This window comes from Clostridium prolinivorans, from assembly GCF_004011155.1.
GTDB lineage: Bacteria > Bacillota > Clostridia > Clostridiales > Clostridiaceae > Clostridium_AT > Clostridium_AT prolinivorans.
Genome location: NZ_RJWG01000009.1, coordinates 18,293 through 38,525, shown reverse-complemented (window position 1 = coordinate 38,525; position 20,233 = coordinate 18,293). Strand labels below are relative to the sequence as shown.

Sequence of the window (20,233 nt, the reverse complement as noted above, 5' to 3'; positions counted from 1 at the left end):
TTTAAATTATGGATAAAAATGTAACAGTTGGTGGACAGGCAGTCATTGAAGGCGTAATGATGAGGGGAAGAAAGGGAATTGCTACAGCAGTAAGAACTTCTAATGGTGAAATTATTGTAGATAAAGAAGAAACCATTCCGTATACTAAAAAATATAAAATTTTAGGACTTCCTATAATTAGAGGTTTTGTATCTTTTATAGACTCTCTCATAGTTGGTATAAAAACACTAAATTATTCATCTTCATTTTTTGAGGATGATGAGAATGAATCTAAATTTGATAAATGGTTTAAAGAAAAATTTAAAGATAAGGGTAATGATATAATTGCAATTGTATCTCTTATAATGTCATTAGGTTTTACTATTTTATTATTTTTTTTACTTCCGACTTTTGCAGCAAATTTTTTTAAAAAGACTTTGAATATAAATGCTGTATTGCTAAATATAATAGAGGGTATAATAAGAGTTGCTATATTTTTGATATATATATATCTTATTTCCAAAATAGAAGATATAAAAAGAGTATTTGAATATCATGGTGCTGAGCATAAAACTATATTTTGCTATGAAAACGGCAAAGAACTTACCCCTGAAAATGCTAAAAAATTTGGTAGACTTCATCCAAGATGCGGAACAAATTTTTTATTTTTAGTTATGATAGTAAGCATTATTATTTTCTCTTTAACAGGTTGGAGTTCTTTATGGAAGAGAATTTTATATAGGATTATATTACTTCCAGTGGTTTCAGGTGTAACTTATGAAATTATAAAGTGGATGGGTAAGAGTGAAAGTAAATTATCTAAAATTTTATCATATCCAGGACTTATGCTTCAAAAGCTTACAACTAAAGAACCAGATTTAAGTCAAATAGAAGTAGCTATTGAAGCACTTAAAGCTGCAGAGGGTATAGAATAAAAAAATAAAGGAATGAAAATATTGAAAATAAAAGAACTTTTAAATAAAGGATATAAAATTTTAAAAGAAGAAAAAATAGAAAGTTATATTTTAGACTGTCAATTAATTTTAGGTAAGGTTTTAAACTTAGATAGAATGTCTATAATTATTAATGGGAATTTAGAAGTAAGTGAGGATAAAGCTTATGAATATTTTGAACTAATAAAAAAAAGAAAACTTAGAATGCCTATAAAATACATAACAGAAACTGTAGAATTTATGGGAATAGATTTTTATATAAAAGAAGGTGTTTTAATTCCAAGACCTGATACTGAAGTATTAGTAGAAGAAGTTTTAAAAGAAATAAATAAAAGAAAATTAAAAAAAGTATGTGATGTATGCTGTGGTAGTGGTGCTATAGGACTTTCAATAGCTAAACTTTTAGAAAACACAATTGTTGTATGTTCTGATATAGATGATACAGCTTTAGAAGTTACACAAAAGAATATAGATAATCTTTCTCTTAAATCTAGAGCAAGTGTTGTAAAAAGCGATTTATTGAAATTTGCAATAGATGAAAATTTATATTTTGATGTGGTTGTATCTAATCCACCTTACATAAAAAAAGATATAATACCGACTCTTATGGAAGATGTAAAAAAATATGAACCTTATATTGCACTTTGTGGTGGAGAAGATGGATTAGATTTTTATAAAAAAATTACCAAAGAAAGTATTTTGCTTTTAAAAAGTGGAGGAGTTTTAGCTTATGAAATAGGTTATGATCAAGCAGAGGCAGTTTCAGATATACTAAAACAATATAATTATACGGACATTAGAGTTGTTAAAGATTTATCGGGATTAGATAGAGTAGTTATTGGAGTTAAGATTTAAAAAATTCTTCGCAAATTTTATTTACTGTGTTATAATAATAAATTGTGAAAATAATGTATGGAGTGATAATATGATGTTAGAACGTCTTAATTTTATAGAAAATAAATATGAAGAGCTTTCAAGAAAAATAAGTGATCCCTCAATTATGGCAGATCAAAAAGAGTGGCAAAAACTTTGCAAAGAACATTCGGATATTGAAGTGGTTGTAAATAAATATAGAGAATATAAAAAAGTGGTGGAAGATATAGAAGCAAATAAAGAAATGCTTAATGAAGATATTGAAAAAGAGCTTAAAGAAATGGCACAGGAAGAAATAAAAGAATTAACAAGTTTAAAAGAAAATTTAGAAAAAGAGTTAAAAATACTTCTTCTTCCCAAAGATCCTAATGATGAAAAGAATGTATTTATAGAAATAAGAGCTGGAGCTGGAGGAGAAGAAGCAGCTTTATTTGCAGCAAATTTATTTAGAATGTATACAAGGTATGCAGAACGTCATAGATGGAAAGTTGAGCTTATGAGTATAAATGAAACAGATCTTGGCGGAATCAAAGAAGTTGTATTTATGGTTAAAGGACAATCTGCTTATAGTAGATTAAAGTATGAAAGTGGAGTTCATAGAGTACAAAGAGTTCCAGATACAGAATCCAGCGGTAGAATTCATACTTCAACTGCAACAGTAGCTGTACTTCCTGAAGTTGACGAAGTAGATGTAAACATAAATCCAAATGATTTAAGAATAGATGTTTTCAGATCATCAGGTCATGGCGGACAAAGTGTTAATACTACGGATTCTGCTGTAAGAATAACACATATTCCAACAGGTATAGTTGTATCTTGCCAAGATGAAAAATCACAGCTTAAAAATAAGGAAAAGGCAATGAAAGTTTTAGCATCCAGACTTTATGAAATTGCAGAAGCTCAAAGAAATGCAGGAATAGCAGAAGATAGAAAAAATCAAGTAGGTACAGGAGATAGAAGTGAAAGAATAAGAACTTATAACTATCCTCAAGGTAGAGTTACTGACCATAGAATAGGACTTACACTTTATAAACTTGAAGCTTTTATGGATGGAGATATTGAAGAAATGATAGAAGCTCTTATTACTGAGGATCAAGCTAAAAAAATGGAAGCTATGGGGAATAATTAAAAGTTTGTATTTATAAATTATTTTAATATTCTGAGGTGAAGTTAATGAATATAAATAAAGCTATAAGAAAGCAAGAAAAATCTAATAAAAGGTTTCTGCTTACTTTATGCTTTATTTTTTTTGTACTTCCTCTAATATTATTTTTATCAGGTAGATTTAATATATTTTTATTTATTTATTTATTTGTAATAGAATTATTAATACTAATAGCTATAGTAATAAATATAAATAATAATTATTTAAAATATAGTGTTGAAAATTATAAATTAAAAATTAAATTAAAAAAATTTGGAGAAAGTATCAATATATTATGTGATAAAGTAGCCATGGTTTTTGCAGAAGGAAAAAATTCCAATATGGAAATTATAATAATAACTACTTCTAAATTTAGAAATAAAAATATAAAACCTATAGATGAAAATTTACTTAAAAAGTATCCTTATTTGGCTCATAAGTATTATATAATAAAGAAACATCATCCCGAAAATAATTATTTTTATATTATAATTAATAAGGGAGGATATCACAAATATAGACTTTTGGATTTAATATATAAAAATTGTATTACAGCTTATTATAGTGAGGAAGCAATTGAAAGAATAAAAGAATATAGAGTTTCCTAGAAAATAAAATTTTTAGTTCTTCACCTACATTTTAATAAATAAAATATAAGTAAGAGTAATTTATTAAAAAGGGGTAAAAATTGGATAAGGGCAATATAATTTTAATAATTTTGTTAGGCAGTATTGTTTCTCTTATTGGTACTATGATAGGTGCTTCTTTGGGAATAATAGTAAAAAGGCCATCAAAAAAATTTTTAGGAGCTATAATAGGTTTTGCAGGAGGTCTCATGCTTTCTATTGTAGTTTTTGATTTAATTCCTGAAGCCATGTCTAGTTGGAGTTTTATAGGGACTTTGTTCTTTTGTTTTTTGGGAATAATATGCATAGTAATAATGGACACTAAAATTAACATAAATGAAAGTAAATTTAAACATAATACGCATTTAAAAGTAGCTTTTATGGCTGCTTTAGGACTTATGTTACATAACCTCCCTGAAGGAGTTATAATGGGCTGCGGTTTTGCTAGAGGACAAAGTCTTGGATTAAAAATGAGCTTAATTATAGCAATACATGATATACCAGAAGGTATAGCAGTATCTGCACCACTTATGGCTTCAAATGTAAGAATTCCTAAAATACTTTTATATGCTTTTTTAACTGCCTTCCCTACAGCTATAGGAACTTGGATAGGGGCATATGTAGGAAGTATTTCTCAAAATATTTTAGGGGCTTGTTTATCTTTTGCATCTGGAATAATGATGTATGTTGTTTGCGGGGAGATGCTGCCAGAATCAAATAAACTTTGGGACGGAATAACCAGCAGCATTGGTATATTAACAGGAATAATGCTTGGTCTTATAATGACAAAAATAATTTAAAATTTTATTAAACTAAGAGGTAATAAAAATGAAAACAAAAGTTGTAATATTAGATGAATGTAATTTAGATAAAGATGCTTTGAAAGAGGCTGGAAAAGTTTTAAGAAATGGAGGACTTGTAGCATTCCCTACTGAGACAGTTTATGGACTTGGAGCTAATGCTTTAGACAAAGAAGCTGTTAAAAAAATATTTATTGCTAAAGGAAGGCCTCAAGACAATCCTTTAATTGTTCATGTAGCTGATTTTAATATAGAACATTTAGTTGAAGATATCCCCAAAGTAGCACAAAAGCTTATAAATAAGTTTTGGCCAGGACCTTTAACTATTATATTAAATAAATCGTTTATAATACCTGATGAAACTAGTGCAGGACTTAAAAGTGTAGGGATAAGAATGCCATCAAATATAATAGCAAGAGAACTTATACGTGAAGCAGGAGTACCTGTAGCAGCTCCTTCTGCTAATATATCAGGCAGACCAAGTCCCACTGAAGTTTCACGTTGTATTGAGGATTTAGATGGTAAAGTTGATTTTATATTAGGCGGTGGAAGATGCGATGTAGGATTAGAATCTACTATAATAGATTGTACTGTAAATCCACCATGTGTATTAAGACCTGGCGGTATTACTTTAAATATGTTAAAAGAAGTAGAACCTTCTATATATTTAGATCCTGCAGTTATGGAAAAACCTAAAGGAGATTTTAAGCCAAAAGCTCCAGGTATGAAATATAGACATTATGCACCTAAAGCACCACTTAAAATAATACGAGGAGATTTGAAAAAAACTATTGCAAAAATAAATGAAATAGTGCAAAATAGTATAGATGAAAATAAAAAAGTTGGGATTTTAGCTACTGATGAAAGTAAAAATCTTTATCCAAAGGGAATAGTAATATCTCTTGGAAGCAGAAATGAAATAGAAAATATCGGAAAAAATCTTTTTGAAGCACTTAGAACTTTTGATGATGCCGGTGTAGATATTATATTATCAGAAGCATTTGATGAAAATGAATTAGGCATTGCTATTATGAACAGGTTAAAAAAATCTGCAGGATTTAATATTATAGATGTTTAAAGAGGAGGTTTGAGTTTATGAAAATATTATTTGTATGTACCGGAAATACATGTAGAAGTTGTATGGCTGAGGCTATATTTAATAATCTTTGTACTTTAAATAATGTAACTGCTGCTTCAGCAGGACTTTCAGTTGTTCCTAAAAGCAAAACCTCCCAAAATACCGCTATTTTAATAAAAGAAAATTACAATTTAGATATAAGCAATAGAGAAGCAGTACAATTAACAGAAGAAATATTAAAAGATTCAGATTTGGTTTTAACTATGACTTCATATATAAAAGATATATTACAGAATAATTTTCCAAATATGAAAGATAAAATATATTCACTTAATGAATATGTCGGCGTTAAGGGCGATGTTTTAGATCCTTATGGCGGCAGTATAGCTATTTACAGAAAAACTTTTGAATCTTTAAAAAATAGTATTTTACTTTTAATAGATAAATTAAAAGAAGATAAAGGTGCCTTATAGGCATGTTTATCTTCTTTTTTGTGATAAAAAATTTAAAATTGTCAAACAATACATTGTTAATTTATAATATATAAAAAAGCTTAGTGAGGCATATTGTGATTATCCTGACTTTGCAGAAATTGTTGCTAAAGAAAAGCAGCAAGTAAAAATTATGATTAAGGAGTGATAATTTTGAAAATTGCAGTAGGAAGCGATCATGCAGGTTTTTCGCTTAAAGAAGAAGTAGTAAAACATTTAAAAGAAAAGGGATATGATTTTAAAGACTTTGGAACCTTTAGTGAGGCATCTTGTGATTATCCTGATTTTGCAGAAATTGTTGCTAAAGAAGTAGCAAGTAAAAATTATGATTTAGGTATTTTAATTTGCGGGACAGGAATTGGTATAAGTATAGCAGCTAATAAAGTTCCAGGTATAAGAGCAGCACTTTGCAGTGATACTTTTAGTGCTCATGCCTGCAGAGAACATAATAATGCAAACATTCTTGCTATGGGAGCTAGAGTTGTTGGAACAGGCATAGCTTTAGATATAGTTGATACTTTTTTAAATGCTGAATTTGAAGGAGATAGACATTTAAGAAGAATAAATAAGATTACTGAAATTGAGAAAAAGTACATGAAATAGGAGGAACAAAAAATGAGTAAAGTTACACAAATTGCCCATCCTTTAATACTTCATAAATTAGCTTTTATAAGAAATAAAAATACAGGATCTAAAGATTTTAGAGAACTTGTAGAAGAAGTTGCGATGCTTATGGCTTATGAAGTTACTCGTGACCTTCAACTTGAAGAGGTAGAAATTGAAACACCAATATGTAAAGCAAAGTGTAAAATGCTTGCAGGTAAAAAAATTGCAATAGTACCAATTTTAAGAGCAGGATTAGGAATGGTTGATGGAATACTTAAACTTATCCCTGCTGCTAAGGTTGGACACATTGGACTTTATAGAGATGAAACAACATTAAAACCTGTTGAGTATTTTTGCAAACTTCCACAAGATATAGGAGAAAGAGATGTTATAGTAACTGATCCTATGCTTGCAACAGGTGGTTCTGCAGTAGATGCTATAACATTATTAAAAAACAAAGGAGCAAAGTATATAAGACTTATGTGTTTAATTGCAGCTCCAGAAGGAATAAAAACTGTTATGGATATTCATCCTGATGTAGATATATATGTAGCTTCTATAGATGAAAAATTAAATGAAAATGGATATATAGTTCCAGGACTTGGAGATGCAGGAGATAGACTTTTTGGAACTAAGTAGTATAATATTAAGAGGATATAAACATAATGTTTGTATCCTCTTTGCTTATTCACTAAACATAAAATTAGGATTATAATATAGATATAATATACAATAAAATAAAAATAAAAATCTTCGTAAATTTTAAGTGGAGGATTTATGGAAAGAATTGATAAACATAATTACTATCTTGATATATGCGAAACTATACTTGAACGAGGAACTTGTTTAAGACGTAATTTTGCAAGTTTAATAGTAAAAAATGATGAAATAATATCTACTGGATATACAGGGGCGCCCAGAGGAAGAAAAAATTGTTGTGATTTAGGATATTGCAGAAGGGAAGAGCTTAATATTCCTAGAGGTACTAGGTATGAGCTTTGCAGGTCTGTACATGCTGAACAAAATGCCATAATATCAGCTAGAAGACAAGATATGATAGGGGCATCATTATATTTAGTTGGTAAAGAAAAATCAAATGGTGAGCTTGTAAAAAATGCATCTCCATGTTCTTTATGTAAAAGATTTATTATAAATGCTGGAATAGATAAAGTTATAATAAGAGATACAAAAAATGAATTTAGAATTATATATGTAGAAGAATGGATTAAAAATGATGATTCTTTAATAGGAGACGGTTCTTATTAAAGATAAGGAGGATACAAATGAAAAAAATTAAGGTTATAACAATATTTGGAACAAGACCTGAAGCTATTAAAATGGCTCCTCTTGTGAAAGAACTTGAAAAAAGAAATGAAATAGAATCTTTAGTATGTGTTACTGCACAACATAGACAGATGTTAGATCAAGTTCTTGAATTATTTAATATAAACCCTGATTTTGATTTGAATATAATGAAATCTAAACAAAGTTTAACTGGTATTACTATAAATGTTCTTCAAGGCTTAGAGAAAATATTTGAAAAAGAAAAGCCTGATTTAATACTTGTACATGGAGATACTACTACAACTTTTGCTGGAGCACTTGCTGCTTTTTATAAAAAAATTAAAGTCGGGCATGTTGAAGCAGGACTTAGAACTTTTAATAAATATTTTCCTTTTCCTGAAGAAATGAATAGAAAACTTACAGGATCTATAGCTGATTTACATTTTGCACCTACCTTAACTTCCAAGAAAAATCTTTTAAATGAGGGTGTAAAAGAAAATGATATTTTTGTTACAGGTAATACTATAATAGACGCAATGAATTTTACGGTGTGCAAAGATTATATATTTAACAATGAAATTTTAAATAGTATAGATTTTAAAAATAAAAAAGTAATAATGGTTACAGCCCATAGAAGAGAAAACTGGGGAGAAGGAATTGAAAATATATGCAAAGCTTTAAAAAATATAGTACAAAACAACGAAGATGTAGAAATTGTTTATCTTGTACATCTTAATCCTGTTGTAAAAGATGTGGTTTATAAATGTTTAGGCGAATTAGAAAGAGTACACCTTTTGCCTCCACTTGACACAAAAGAGACACATAATCTTATGAACAAATGTTATATGATTATGACAGATTCGGGAGGTCTTCAAGAGGAAGCCCCTCATTTAGGCAAACCTGTTTTAGTATTAAGGAAAGTAACAGAAAGACCAGAGGCTGTTAAAGCAGGTACTGTAAAACTTGTTGGTACAGATATAGAATGTATTACTAAAGAAGCAAATAATTTAATAAGAAATAAAGAAGAATATCAAAATATGACTAAAGCTATAAATCCGTATGGAGATGGAAAAGCTTCTGAAAGAATAGTAGATGCTATATTATATAGTTTTGGCTACAAAAAAGATAGAGTATCAGAATTTATATAGTTTTACATAAATAAAAAATAAAGGTTAAAAAATATTTATAAATATTTCAAAGAAGGCTAATGCCTTCTTTTTTTTCACATTTTTTTGCAAGTTTAATATATTAATAATATATTAAAGAATAAAATATCGTTTTGTTGTCAATAATCTATAAAGAAAATAGGGGGTATAAGTTTTAATACCTATATAAAAAGTTAAAATCAGGAGGAAAAAATGAGAAATAAATTATTTATACTAGTTTTAATTTTAATAATACTTTTTGGGGGGATTAATAAGAATTTATCATTTGCTAAAAAAAATATTAATTTTTTCAATGAAATACTAACTAAAGTAAATGGAAGTGTAGAAGAATATGGTATAAAAACTGTAGTTAATACAAAAGAAGACAGTGAAAATTATTGTAATAAAATTTTAAAATCATTAAATTTAAAAGACGTTATAACTAATATTACTAAAGAAAGTAATATTTATTGCATAGAATTTAGAAATAATAATATTTACGGTTACATAGAAAGCACAAAAGGTGATAGCTATAATACTGTCACATTAAACATTATAAAAAAGGGATCAACAAATGGTATTAATAGTTTAGAAAAGCTTGTCGATAATGCTTTGGGAGAAAATTATAATAAAGCGAAGTATTTTCAATATATAAAAGCTCAAATTCCAAGTAAAGATATTTATAAAACTAATAAAGATATAGAAGTATTATTAAAAGATAATGGGGTAAAAAACATAGACACTGTAAAAATAGAAAATGGTTACACTAGTACTGCTTATACTGGTAAATATCCTGTTATAAAAAATAATGGTAAATATATAGATTTTAATTATGCACTATGCAGTTATACTTCAGGAAACTATATCATTATTGGTACTCCTATAATAATAGAAACTTATTAATGAAATGGGGGATATATATGGAGAAAATAGTAATAAAAGGTGGGAACAAATTAAGCGGAAGTGTAAGTATAAGTTCAGCTAAAAATTCCGTACTACCAATAATAGCAGCAAGTATATTAAGTGAAGATAAATGCATAATAGAAAACGCTCCTATGCTTGAGGATGTATTTGTAATAAGTGATGTATTAAAATCTATAGGTGCATATACAAAAATAGATAAATATAACAATAAAGTATTTATTGATACAAGTAAATTAACCTTTGGAGAGCCTTCAAGTGAATTAGTAAGAAAAATGAGAGCATCGTTTTTAATTATGGGCCCTATGATAGCTAAATTTGGGAAATTTAAAATATCTCTTCCAGGAGGATGTAACATAGGTACTAGACCAATTGATCTTCATTTAAAAGGACTTACAGCTTTAGGAGCAGATGTAAATATAGGACATGGCTATGTTGAGGCTTCTGCTAAAAGGTTGATAGGAAGTAAAATATATTTAGATTTTCCATCAGTTGGAGCAACAGAAAATATAATGATGGCGGCAGTTTTAGCAGATGGAGAAACTATAATAGAAAATGCAGCAGCAGAACCTGAAATAGAGGATTTAGCAAAATTTTTAAATGCTATGGGAGCCGAAATAATTGGAGCTGGAAGTGATACAATAAAAATAACAGGGGTAAAATGCCTTAAAGGTGTTACCTATAAACCAATTTATGATAGAATAGAAGCTGGAACTTATATGGTAGCAGCTGCAATAACAAAAAGTATAATTAAAGTCTGCGGTATAAATGAAGAACACTTAAAGCCTGTTATAGCAAAACTTACAGAAATGGGAGTTTTTTTAGAAATAGATGGCGATAGTATTATTGTTGATGGAAGAAAAGAATTAAAACCTGTAGATATAAAAACTATGCCTTATCCTGGGTTTCCGACAGATATGCAGGCTCAGATGATGAGCTTATTATCTTTAGTTAAAGGAACTAGCATTATAACAGAGACTATTTTTGAAAATAGATTTATGCATGCTCAAGAATTAAAACGAATGGGTGCAAATATAAAAATTGACGGGAGAACAGCTGTTATAGAAGGAGTTGACAAACTCACAGGCTCTGAAATTAAAGCTACAGATTTAAGAGCAGGTGCAGCTTTGATATTAGCAGGACTTGCTGCAGAAGGATATACCGAAATTTTAGATGTATATCATATTGATAGAGGATATGTAAATATAGAAGGTAAGCTTAAAGCTTTAGGAGCTGATATAGAAAGAGTAATTTATTAGATAAAATATTATATGGTAATAATTAATATCCCCCCTTAATAAACTATATTATAGCTGGTTTTATTATAGCTATTAACTAAAGAGGGGGATATTTTTATGCAGAAAGTTATTATCTTTAATCATGTAAAAAAATTATTTATTTCTATATCAATAGTTATAACTTTTATAATAATATTATCTATATCTGTTGTAGGAATAGGAAATAATAATAGTAGTATAGATAAATTAAAAAATTATGAATTAAAAAATGATGATATAATTTTGAAAAATAATAATAAAGAATATAAAGTAAAGGTGTATATAACTAAAGAAAATAAAATAGTTGAGATGGATCTTGAGGAATATGTAAGAGGAGTGGTTTCAGCAGAAATGCCTGCTGAATTTAATATTGAAGCTCTAAAAGCTCAAGCTGTAGCAGCAAGAACTTATGCATTAGCCCATATGGAAGAATTTGGAGGGAGCAGTTGTTCTAATGGTAAAGGGGCAGATTTATGCGATACAGTACATTGTCAAGCATATTTAAGCAAAGAAGAACGATTTAATGGTTGGAAAAAATCTTCGGCAGCTGAGTATTGGAGTAAAATTACAAAAGCAGTTTCAGATACTGCAGGGGAAGTATTAACTTATGATGGAAAGTTAGTTATGAGGCCTTTTTATTTTGCCATAAGTAGTGGCAGAACTGAAAATGCTGTAGATGTATTCTCAGGGGATAGTCCATACCTTAAAAGTGTAGATAGTAGTTTAGATAAAAAACTAAAAAATTATGAAAGTTCTACAGAGTATACATATAGCAAGTTAGCAAATATAATCAACTCAAAATATCCTAATGCTAAAGTTTCAAAAAATAAATTAAAAAATCAAATATCTATATTAGAAAGAACTGAAGGTGGGGGAAGTGTAAAAAAAATTAAAATTGGAGATATTACAATAACTGGTTCTGATTTTAGGAGTATGCTTGATTTAAAATCCTCTAATTTTCAGATAGCATTTAATTCTAAAGTAATAAATATTACTTGTAAAGGTTATGGACATGGAGTCGGTATGAGCCAATGGGGAGCTGATGCTATGGCTGACACTGGAAGTAACTATAAAGAAATATTAACTCACTACTATAAAGGAGTTAATATAAATAAAATAGATGAAATAAAATAATTATTTATGCATAATATATTTTGTAATACCTTTATCATAATCTTTAGACAAAAATAAATTAATATATTATTATGCATAATATGATTAAACCACAATAAACTCTAAATAAATTTTCATTACACAATGAAGTAGTATGTTTTATTATTGATTTACTTCAAAAATATAGTGATCAATTCTAAGAAAAATAGTTTTTGTGAGATAATCATAAAATATTTTATAACATATAAAATAAAAAAAGAAGAAATGCAAAGAATCCCTCATCATTTTTTATAATAGTTTCTTTTAAGTGAATATAATACAAAAATGAAATGGCTGATGTGCAATTAACTAAATGGTTATTTGTACATCAGCTTATTTTTATATAAATTATGTCAAAAAATGTAGAAAAAAATAGTAAATTTTTTTCATAAAATATGTATTTTTTAGTATCTACTGGACAAACTACAAAAAGGAGGTGTTTGTATGGACAAAAAAAATTTCAACAAAATGTCAAACTTTTTTAAAAAGGAGGGTTTTTATGTAGTACTTTTTGTTTGCTTGTGTGTAGTTGCTACGGTAGCAGCGGTTACTTCAAAAAGTAACAAGACTCCTGTAAAGCCACCAGTAGTGCAGGAATCAGCAAAGGATACAAAAGGCTCTGAAATTGTAGCTCAAGAGGCTAATGAAGAGTATGATAATGCTCTTCAAGTAAAGAAAAATACTGTTCCTTCAAAATCTACAGTAGATAATACTCAAACTAATAATACTCAGACTAAAACTTCAACAAACAAAACTTCAGCTGCAGTATCAAAAACTGTTGATACTAAATTTGCTAATCCTGTTGAAGGAACACTTGCAAGAGCATATAGCGAAGATCCTGTATGGTCAGATAGCACTAGCACATATAGACCAGTTTTAGGTATTGATATTAAAACTGATTTAGGTAAAGAAGTAGTAGCTGCTTTAGATGGTAAAGTATTAGAAGTTGGTGAAGGCGAATATGGAAAATATGTTGCCATTTATCATCAAAATGGATTAACTACTGTATATGCCAATTTAGACCCAGATATAAAAGTATCAAAAGATAAATCAGTTAAAAAAGGTGAAGTAATTGGTAAAGTAGGAAACACAAGTCTTAGATCAGGCTATGAAAAATATGGCAGCCACTTACATTTTGAAGTTGTAAAGGGTAAGGACATAACTAAAAATGAAAATAAAGTTGATCCTGCTAAATATGTAAAATATACGCTTTCTAAATAGTTATAAAATCAACTTATTTTTAAATTGCAAAATATTATACTATTTTGCAAATAGCATAAAATACTAACATTTCATTAGCCATTTACCGAAATGAACATCGGAAAATGGCTAATGAAAGTAATTTAACAGGGTATAAAAGCATATTATAAATATAGAAGGGTTAAGGAGGTAGCACTTTGAAAGACTACATTGAAGAAAGAGTACTTGAAGTTGCAAATTATATTATTGATTCCAAAGCTACAATAAGAAAAACAGCCAAGGTATTTGGAGTAAGTAAAAGCACTATACACAAAGATATGACAGAGAGATTACCCAAAATAAATCCTCAAATTGCAGATGAAGCCAAAATGATTTTAGATTTTAATAAAGCAGAAAGGCACATTAGAGGTGGAAAAGCCACTAAAATGAAGTATAAAGCTATTGAAGGTTAAAAGCATTCCTATTATAATTAATCTATATGATTTAATTTTAATATAAATTCAAGTTAAATATAACTTGCTATATTATATGAGAGATAGAGAGGAGAAGGGAATGTTTTTTAAAGTTGGAACTGATATGGGGATTGATTTAGGTACAGCTACAGTACTTGTGTACCTCAAAGGAAAGGGTGTTATACTCAAAGAACCTTCTGTAGTGGCTATTGATAAAAACAACAATGTAATAAGAGCTGTTGGCGAAGAAGCAAGACAAATGATAGGAAGGACTCCAGGGAATATAGTAGCTATAAGACCACTTAGAGATGGAGTAATATCAGATTATGATATTACAGAAGCAATGCTAAAGCATTTTATAAAAAAAGCTTGTGGTCGTAAAAAAATATCTGCTCCTAGAGTGGTTGTATGTATTCCATCTCAAGCAACAGAAGTTGAAAAAAGAGCTGTAAGAGATGCATCAATAAATGCAGGAGCTAAAAAAGTTTATCTAATTGAAGAACCCTTAGCAGCAGCTATAGGTGCTAATCTTGATATAACCGAAGCAAGTGGAAACATGGTTATTGATATTGGTGGTGGTACTACAGATATAGCAGTAATTTCTTTAGGCGGAATCGTAGTACGAGCTTCTATAAAAATAGCTGGAGATAAATTTGATGAATCTATAATAAGATATATTAGAAAAAAACATAAATTAATGATTGGAGAAAGAACTGCAGAAGATTTAAAAATAAATATAGGATCAGCCTATAAAAGAGAAAAAGAAATTACTATGGAAATAAGAGGAAGAGACCTTATAACAGGACTTCCCAAAAATATAATTGTATCCTCAGAGGAAATGAGAGAAGCTTTAAGGGAAACTGTCAATGCTATTGCCGATTGTACACATTCAGTCCTTGAAAAAACTCCTCCTGAGTTAGCAGCTGATATTGCTGAAAAAGGTATATTAATGACTGGTGGAGGATCTTTATTAAACGGATTGGATAGCCTTATAGCTGAAGTTACTAAGGTACCTGTACGTATAGCTGACAATGCTGTTTCTTGCGTGGCAGAAGGAACAGGTAAAGTATTAGAATATATAGATAAAATAGATACTGGAATTAGTGGATATGATGTTTCATTAATATCAGGATAAATTTTAATTTAGATGTTAAAAAATATATAGACCTATAAGCCGAAATAAATAAAAAATGCGTGATGACATTAAGTAAAGTTAAAAAACTTTTTGTAAAATAATAGTCACAAATTAAGTATTATTTGTTTAAACGTTAGTAAGTTTAACGAAAATACTTGATTTGTGGCTATTTTAAAATAAATCTTTTTAAAAGATTAGATATTACGCATTTTATGTGTTTTATATTTAACTATAAAAATGATTTTTATTTTAAGTTGATTTTGCTTTATTTTTCTCATATAAATAATATGAATGTATAATAGCTTGAGTTATTACTTTAGCTATTTCAACTATTAAATCTAATCTTATATTTCTATTAGTAAATAATTCATTATTGTCGCTTGAATCTACAATACCTATAATAGAAATTTTCCCTACCTCTGGTAACGATTTACCAACACCTTTTCCAGGGTGTATAGGATAATCTCGTGCTTGAATTTCACCTATACTATCATCATCTCCTAAGCAGGCATCTATACCAATAATATTAGCTTTAGGAAAAAGAGTTTTTATTTCAGAGAGCTTTTTATCAATATTCAAAGCATGAATAGGTTCTGATATTGTACCAAATACGGGTAACGGGAAAAACTTTTCTTTTAAAAAAGTTCCTACTAATGGTCCCAAACAATCCCCTATACATCTATCTGTACCTATACATACAATAACTGTATTTTCATCCATATAATTCTTTAGGAAATTTGCAATTTCGTAATAAGCTAGTGGGTTTTTATAATGAGTTTTAACTTTACTCAACAAATAACCTCCTTATCATATTGATTTTTTATTAAAAAGAGATTAATATCTATCAATATTCAGTAGCCAATAAAGTTCATTCTACTTATATTGTAATAAACTATTTAATAATATATATGCTGTTAAATATAAAAATATTAAGAATGAATAAAAATATTAAATAAGGGGATACTAATACGATGAGGTGGTTTTATTTATGTCTAAAAAATTTTATTCTGTAATTGTTATATTTTTTACTATTATATATACAGTTGCAACTGTATATACAAATAAAGATTATTTAAACGAAAAATATAGTATTCATCAAATAAATATTTTTCAAAATATTAAAAAAATTAATGTACAAACTATTTTACCTAAAAAGAGTAAAAATTTAAATAATAATATTAAAAATACTCAAACTTCTGAAAAAGAAAAAATAGCAGATAGTAATGAAAAAAATATAAAATTTTCTCCATTACCTAAAAGCGTAATAAGATTTAAATTTGATAGAGCTTATAAAGATGAAAAAGAATTATTAGATGCATTAAAAGAAGAGAATACTACAAATTTAAATAATAGCTTAGCTGATAATAAACTAAAAGAAAGCAATAAAGAAAATAATAATAAAGAAATAAATCAAAACAATAATAAAGAAAATACAGAGGAAAATTTATCAGTGTTTAATAATTCAATTAATAAAAATAATGTACTTATAACAGATTTAGATAAAGAAAAAATACTGACTGTTTCAAAAACATTGTCCCCTATAGATCAGAGTAAAATAGAGGAATATATAAATAATGCAGATATAATAAATGCATTAAATTTGTTAAAGCAGAGACTTTCAGATAAAGAATATGAAAATATTAAAAATATAGAAGAAAAATATAAAAAAATTAATAAATCTTAAACTATTTAAATTTTAGAATATTAAATTTTTTATAATTTTAACTTATTCAAAAACTTTAGTACTTTGTTTTATAATTCTAAGATATCTAAAAAGTTTAGTATTTGAAAATTATTAGTTTGATATTATAAATAATATTTTGAGTATAATAACTACAAAATAGCTTATTCGATAAATATTGACAGAAATTTTTTACTGTGATATTATGTACTAGAATTAAAAGTAATCCAAATTATAATCTCTTATCAAGAGAGGTGGAGGGAGATGGCCCTGTGAAGCCCGGCAACCAGTTTTACAACAAAGGTGCCAATTCCAGCAGTATTTACTGCAAGATAAGAGGATACGTTAATCGTGCCTCTTCGTTATGAAGGGGTTTTATTTTTTATGTAGCATAGGAGGGAAATTTATAAATGAGAAGATTATTCACTTCTGAATCTGTTACAGAAGGACATCCAGATAAAATTTGTGACCAAATTTCTGACGCTGTATTAGATGAAATATTATCTCGTGATCCAAATGCTAGAGTAGCTTGCGAAACTGCAGTTACAACAGGAATGGTTTTAGTTATGGGAGAGATATCTACTAATTGTTATGTAGATATACCTAAAATAGTAAGAAAGACTATACAAGATATAGGATATACCAGAGCTAAATATGGTTTTGATTGTGATACTTGTTCTGTATTAACTTCTATAGATGAGCAATCTCCAGATATAGCAATGGGAGTAAATGAAGCATTTGAGGCAAAAAAAGGGGAAATGGATAAGATAGATGCCATTGGAGCTGGAGACCAAGGTATGATGTTTGGTTTCGCTACAAATGAAACAGAAGAATATATGCCTCTTGCAATTTCTTTAGCACACAAAATGGCAAGAAGACTTTCAGAAGTTAGGAAAAATGGAACTTTATCTTATTTAAGACCAGATGGAAAAACACAAGTTACTGTAGAATATGAAGATGATAAGCCAATTAGAATAGATACAATTGTTATATCCACTCAGCATGATTCAGAAGTAACAAGAGAACAAATAGAAAAAGATTTAATGGAACATGTTATAAATAAAGTAGTTTCAGCAGATCTTTTAGATGAAAATACAAAATACTTCATAAATCCAACAGGAAGATTTGTTGTTGGAGGACCACAAGGAGATTCTGGTCTTACTGGAAGAAAGATTATAGTTGATACTTATGGTGGATATGGAAGACATGGCGGTGGTGCTTTTTCAGGTAAAGATCCAACAAAAGTAGATAGATCTGGAGCTTATGCAGCAAGATATGTTGCTAAAAATTTAGTTGCTGCTGGTGTAGCTGATAAGTTAGAAGTAGAAATTGCTTATGCTATAGGAGTTGCAAAACCAGTATCTATAGAGGTTGATACATTTGGAACTGGAAAAATTTCAGATGATAAAATTATAGAAATTATAAATAAAGTATTTGATTTAAGACCTGCTGCTATAATAAAAAATCTAGACTTAAGAAGACCAATATATAAACAAACTGCAGCTTATGGACATTTTGGTAGAACGGATTTAGACCTTCCATGGGAAAGATTAGATAAAGTTAATGAAATTAAAGAATATATACAATAAAGACTGCAAATAAGCAGTCTTTATTGTATAACTAATATTTAATAAATAAATTATTTTAAATTGTCAATACTCTTAATATATAAAAAGAAAAGAGGTATTACTATGAAATTAGCTAAATTTTTTCATATAATAAGGGTAACTTTTTCAAAAGCATTTATATTAATAGCTATAGTACTTTTAGGAAGTGCAATTCTTTCTATATATTCTTTTATAAATTTTATAAATAAAATAGCTCTTGTTTTCAAAATAAATCCAAGTTTTTTTATATCATTATTTATAATTTTAATAACCATACCTTTAATATCTTATTTTTTAGAAAAAAGATTAAATTCTTATTTTAAAGAAAAATAGAATAATTAATCTATAAAATATTTTTAATAATTAAGTGCTATTTATAAAAATAGATTTTTAAAATAGATAAATATAGTGAAACTTAACCTAAAATATAATAAAAGGGTAGTTTAGCTATTATAGTAATTTAATTATAAAATTATAATTTTAGATTAAGACAAAATTATAAATAATATTTTGGGGTTTAATTTATTAGTTTTAATTTATTTTATTAAGATTTAAATATTTTGCCCCCAATAATTACTTTTTTAATATTAATATTTTCATCAAATAAAACTAAATCTGCATCATAACCTTCTTTTATGAGGCCTTTTTTGTTATCAACCTTGCAATGTTTAGCAGCATTATAAGTTGCCATTTTTACTATTTCATAAAGTTTATAATTTGAATTTTTATATATATTTCTTATTGCATCATCCAAAGTTAATATTGATCCGGCTAAATTACCTTCTTTAAGCCTTGCAGCACCATTTTTAACAAATACATCTTGACCTCCTAAAGAATATTTTCCATCTGGCATACCGCAAGCCATCATTGCATCTGTTATCAAAATAACTTTATCAAGTCCCTTTTGTTTATATGCAATTCTAAGCGATGGATAACTTATATGAATTCCATCAGAAATAGTTTCAGTAGTAATATCAGTATCAAAAACAGCACCTACTATTCCAGGTTCTCTATGATGAAGAGGAGTCATAGCGTTATAAAGATGAGTTGAGTGACTAATTCCACATTTTATTCCTTCTAAAGTTTCTTTATATGTAGCTTTAGAATGACCTATAGAAACTATTATGTTTTTATCTTTTAAATATTTAATAAGCTCTTTACTTCCTTCTATTTCCGGGGCTAATGTTATACTTTTAATGGCAGTTATATTATCTTTTGCAATAAGATTAAAAGTATCAATAGAAGGCTTTTGAATATATTTTGGATTTTGGGCACCTATCATATATGGACTTATAAAAGGACCTTCAAGATGAACTCCAAGTATATTTGCTCCTTCTGTACCATATTTCATACATTGAGAAGCAGAATCAACTGCTTTTTTTATATCTTCTATAGGGCAAGTCATTGTTGTAGGAAGAAAGGAAGTAGTACCATAATTAGCGATTGTTTTAGCTATAGTATTTAAAGATTCTACAGTGCCGTCCATTGTATCGCAGCCACCTGCACCATGAATATGAATATCTATAAATCCGGGAGAAAGATATAAACCTTTTGCATCTATAATTTCATTATCATCAATTTCATTATTATCTAAAAATTCAATGTCTATTTTCTCTATTTTTCCATTCTTTATTAGAACGTTTCCAAATTCAATTTTATTTTCAAATATTATTTTACAATTTTTAATTAACATAAATTTTGCCTCCTATAGCTAATTTTACGTTTATTTATATAGTAAAATTTTTAAACATAATAGTCAACCCAATTTAGTATATATAAAACTTAAAGTTTAATTTATGAATATATTAAAAAACGATCTCTTTTAATAT

General features: G+C 27.9%; 22 protein-coding genes and 1 riboswitch. Of the genes, 20 read left to right on the top strand and 2 right to left on the bottom strand.

Annotated features, from left to right (window positions below; genetic code table 11):
• The first annotated feature begins 8 nt into the window (after positions 1–8).
• From EGD97_RS08540 to mreB, 17 genes are all read left to right on the top strand, one after another.
• Positions 9–914: a DUF1385 domain-containing protein gene (locus EGD97_RS08540; RefSeq protein ID WP_078682144.1), complete on the top strand. Its 906-nt coding sequence runs from the start codon at positions 9–11 to the stop codon at positions 912–914.
• 12 nt (positions 915–926) lie between these two features.
• Positions 927–1,787, top strand: a complete 861-nt coding sequence (gene prmC, locus EGD97_RS08535) for a peptide chain release factor N(5)-glutamine methyltransferase (protein ID WP_323052683.1) — start codon at positions 927–929, stop codon at positions 1,785–1,787.
• 70 nt (positions 1,788–1,857) lie between these two features.
• Positions 1,858–2,934 (top strand): peptide chain release factor 1, encoded by a 1,077-nt coding sequence (gene prfA / locus EGD97_RS08530; RefSeq protein ID WP_164850187.1) that lies wholly within the window; start codon positions 1,858–1,860, stop codon positions 2,932–2,934.
• A gap of 44 nt (positions 2,935–2,978) precedes the next feature.
• Positions 2,979–3,557 carry a hypothetical protein gene (locus EGD97_RS08525; RefSeq protein ID WP_078682142.1) on the top strand — a complete coding sequence of 193 codons (579 nt, stop codon included), beginning with the start codon at positions 2,979–2,981 and terminating at the stop codon, positions 3,555–3,557.
• A 143-nt stretch (positions 3,558–3,700) separates the two neighbouring features.
• Positions 3,701–4,375 carry a ZIP family metal transporter gene (locus EGD97_RS08520; protein WP_127837060.1) on the top strand — a complete coding sequence of 225 codons (675 nt, stop codon included), beginning with the start codon at positions 3,701–3,703 and terminating at the stop codon, positions 4,373–4,375.
• Positions 4,376–4,403: 28 nt separating this feature from the next.
• Entirely contained in the window at positions 4,404–5,453 is a 1,050-nt protein-coding gene (locus tag EGD97_RS08515) for an L-threonylcarbamoyladenylate synthase (RefSeq protein WP_127837045.1), read from the top strand.
• Between the two features lie 17 nt (positions 5,454–5,470).
• The gene (locus EGD97_RS08510; protein WP_078682140.1) at positions 5,471–5,926 is read left to right on the top strand and encodes a low molecular weight protein arginine phosphatase; all 456 of its coding nucleotides are present in this window, start codon (positions 5,471–5,473) and stop codon (positions 5,924–5,926) included.
• 171 nt (positions 5,927–6,097) lie between these two features.
• Positions 6,098–6,547 carry a ribose 5-phosphate isomerase B gene (gene rpiB / locus EGD97_RS08505; protein WP_127837044.1) on the top strand — a complete coding sequence of 150 codons (450 nt, stop codon included), beginning with the start codon at positions 6,098–6,100 and terminating at the stop codon, positions 6,545–6,547.
• A 12-nt stretch (positions 6,548–6,559) separates the two neighbouring features.
• Entirely contained in the window at positions 6,560–7,189 is a 630-nt protein-coding gene (gene upp / locus EGD97_RS08500) for a uracil phosphoribosyltransferase (protein ID WP_078682138.1), read from the top strand.
• A 138-nt stretch (positions 7,190–7,327) separates the two neighbouring features.
• Positions 7,328–7,816 carry a deoxycytidylate deaminase gene (locus EGD97_RS08495; protein WP_078682137.1) on the top strand — a complete coding sequence of 163 codons (489 nt, stop codon included), beginning with the start codon at positions 7,328–7,330 and terminating at the stop codon, positions 7,814–7,816.
• Positions 7,817–7,833: 17 nt separating this feature from the next.
• The gene (wecB, locus tag EGD97_RS08490) at positions 7,834–8,982 is read left to right on the top strand and encodes a non-hydrolyzing UDP-N-acetylglucosamine 2-epimerase (RefSeq protein ID WP_078682136.1); all 1,149 of its coding nucleotides are present in this window, start codon (positions 7,834–7,836) and stop codon (positions 8,980–8,982) included.
• A 210-nt stretch (positions 8,983–9,192) separates the two neighbouring features.
• On the top strand, positions 9,193–9,882 hold the full coding sequence (locus EGD97_RS08485; protein WP_078682135.1) for a YwmB family TATA-box binding protein: 690 nt from the start codon (positions 9,193–9,195) through the stop codon (positions 9,880–9,882).
• Between the two features lie 17 nt (positions 9,883–9,899).
• On the top strand, positions 9,900–11,159 hold the full coding sequence (gene murA / locus EGD97_RS08480; RefSeq protein WP_078682134.1) for a UDP-N-acetylglucosamine 1-carboxyvinyltransferase: 1,260 nt from the start codon (positions 9,900–9,902) through the stop codon (positions 11,157–11,159).
• Positions 11,160–11,255: 96 nt separating this feature from the next.
• Positions 11,256–12,311, top strand: a complete 1,056-nt coding sequence (spoIID, locus tag EGD97_RS08475; RefSeq protein ID WP_127837043.1) for a stage II sporulation protein D — start codon at positions 11,256–11,258, stop codon at positions 12,309–12,311.
• A gap of 462 nt (positions 12,312–12,773) precedes the next feature.
• Entirely contained in the window at positions 12,774–13,550 is a 777-nt protein-coding gene (locus EGD97_RS08470; protein ID WP_078682132.1) for a M23 family metallopeptidase, read from the top strand.
• A gap of 176 nt (positions 13,551–13,726) precedes the next feature.
• Complete coding sequence (gene spoIIID, locus EGD97_RS08465; RefSeq protein WP_078682131.1) at positions 13,727–13,981, top strand: sporulation transcriptional regulator SpoIIID; 255 nt, start codon at positions 13,727–13,729, stop codon at positions 13,979–13,981.
• 100 nt (positions 13,982–14,081) lie between these two features.
• A complete protein-coding gene (gene mreB / locus EGD97_RS08460) occupies positions 14,082–15,116 on the top strand; it encodes a rod shape-determining protein (RefSeq protein ID WP_078682130.1) in 1,035 nt (344 codons plus the stop codon).
• A 249-nt stretch (positions 15,117–15,365) separates the two neighbouring features.
• Here mreB and yyaC read toward each other — a convergent pair whose 3' ends face one another.
• Entirely contained in the window at positions 15,366–15,908 is a 543-nt protein-coding gene (gene yyaC / locus EGD97_RS08455; RefSeq protein WP_078682129.1) for a spore protease YyaC, read from the bottom strand.
• A gap of 196 nt (positions 15,909–16,104) precedes the next feature.
• Here yyaC and EGD97_RS08450 point away from each other — a divergent pair, with 196 nt between their 5' ends.
• From EGD97_RS08450 to EGD97_RS12405, 3 genes are all read left to right on the top strand, one after another.
• On the top strand, positions 16,105–16,800 hold the full coding sequence (locus EGD97_RS08450) for a hypothetical protein (protein WP_127837042.1): 696 nt from the start codon (positions 16,105–16,107) through the stop codon (positions 16,798–16,800).
• Between the two features lie 236 nt (positions 16,801–17,036).
• A riboswitch (SAM riboswitch) is annotated at positions 17,037–17,136 on the top strand.
• Positions 17,137–17,207: 71 nt separating this feature from the next.
• Positions 17,208–18,386 carry a methionine adenosyltransferase gene (metK, locus tag EGD97_RS08445; RefSeq protein WP_078682127.1) on the top strand — a complete coding sequence of 393 codons (1,179 nt, stop codon included), beginning with the start codon at positions 17,208–17,210 and terminating at the stop codon, positions 18,384–18,386.
• Between the two features lie 102 nt (positions 18,387–18,488).
• Positions 18,489–18,737 carry a hypothetical protein gene (locus tag EGD97_RS12405; protein WP_078682126.1) on the top strand — a complete coding sequence of 83 codons (249 nt, stop codon included), beginning with the start codon at positions 18,489–18,491 and terminating at the stop codon, positions 18,735–18,737.
• Between the two features lie 211 nt (positions 18,738–18,948).
• Here the strand turns inward: EGD97_RS12405 and nagA are convergent, their stop codons facing one another.
• A complete protein-coding gene (gene nagA / locus EGD97_RS08440) occupies positions 18,949–20,097 on the bottom strand; it encodes an N-acetylglucosamine-6-phosphate deacetylase (RefSeq protein ID WP_078682125.1) in 1,149 nt (382 codons plus the stop codon).
• Between the last annotated feature and the right edge of the window lie 136 nt (positions 20,098–20,233).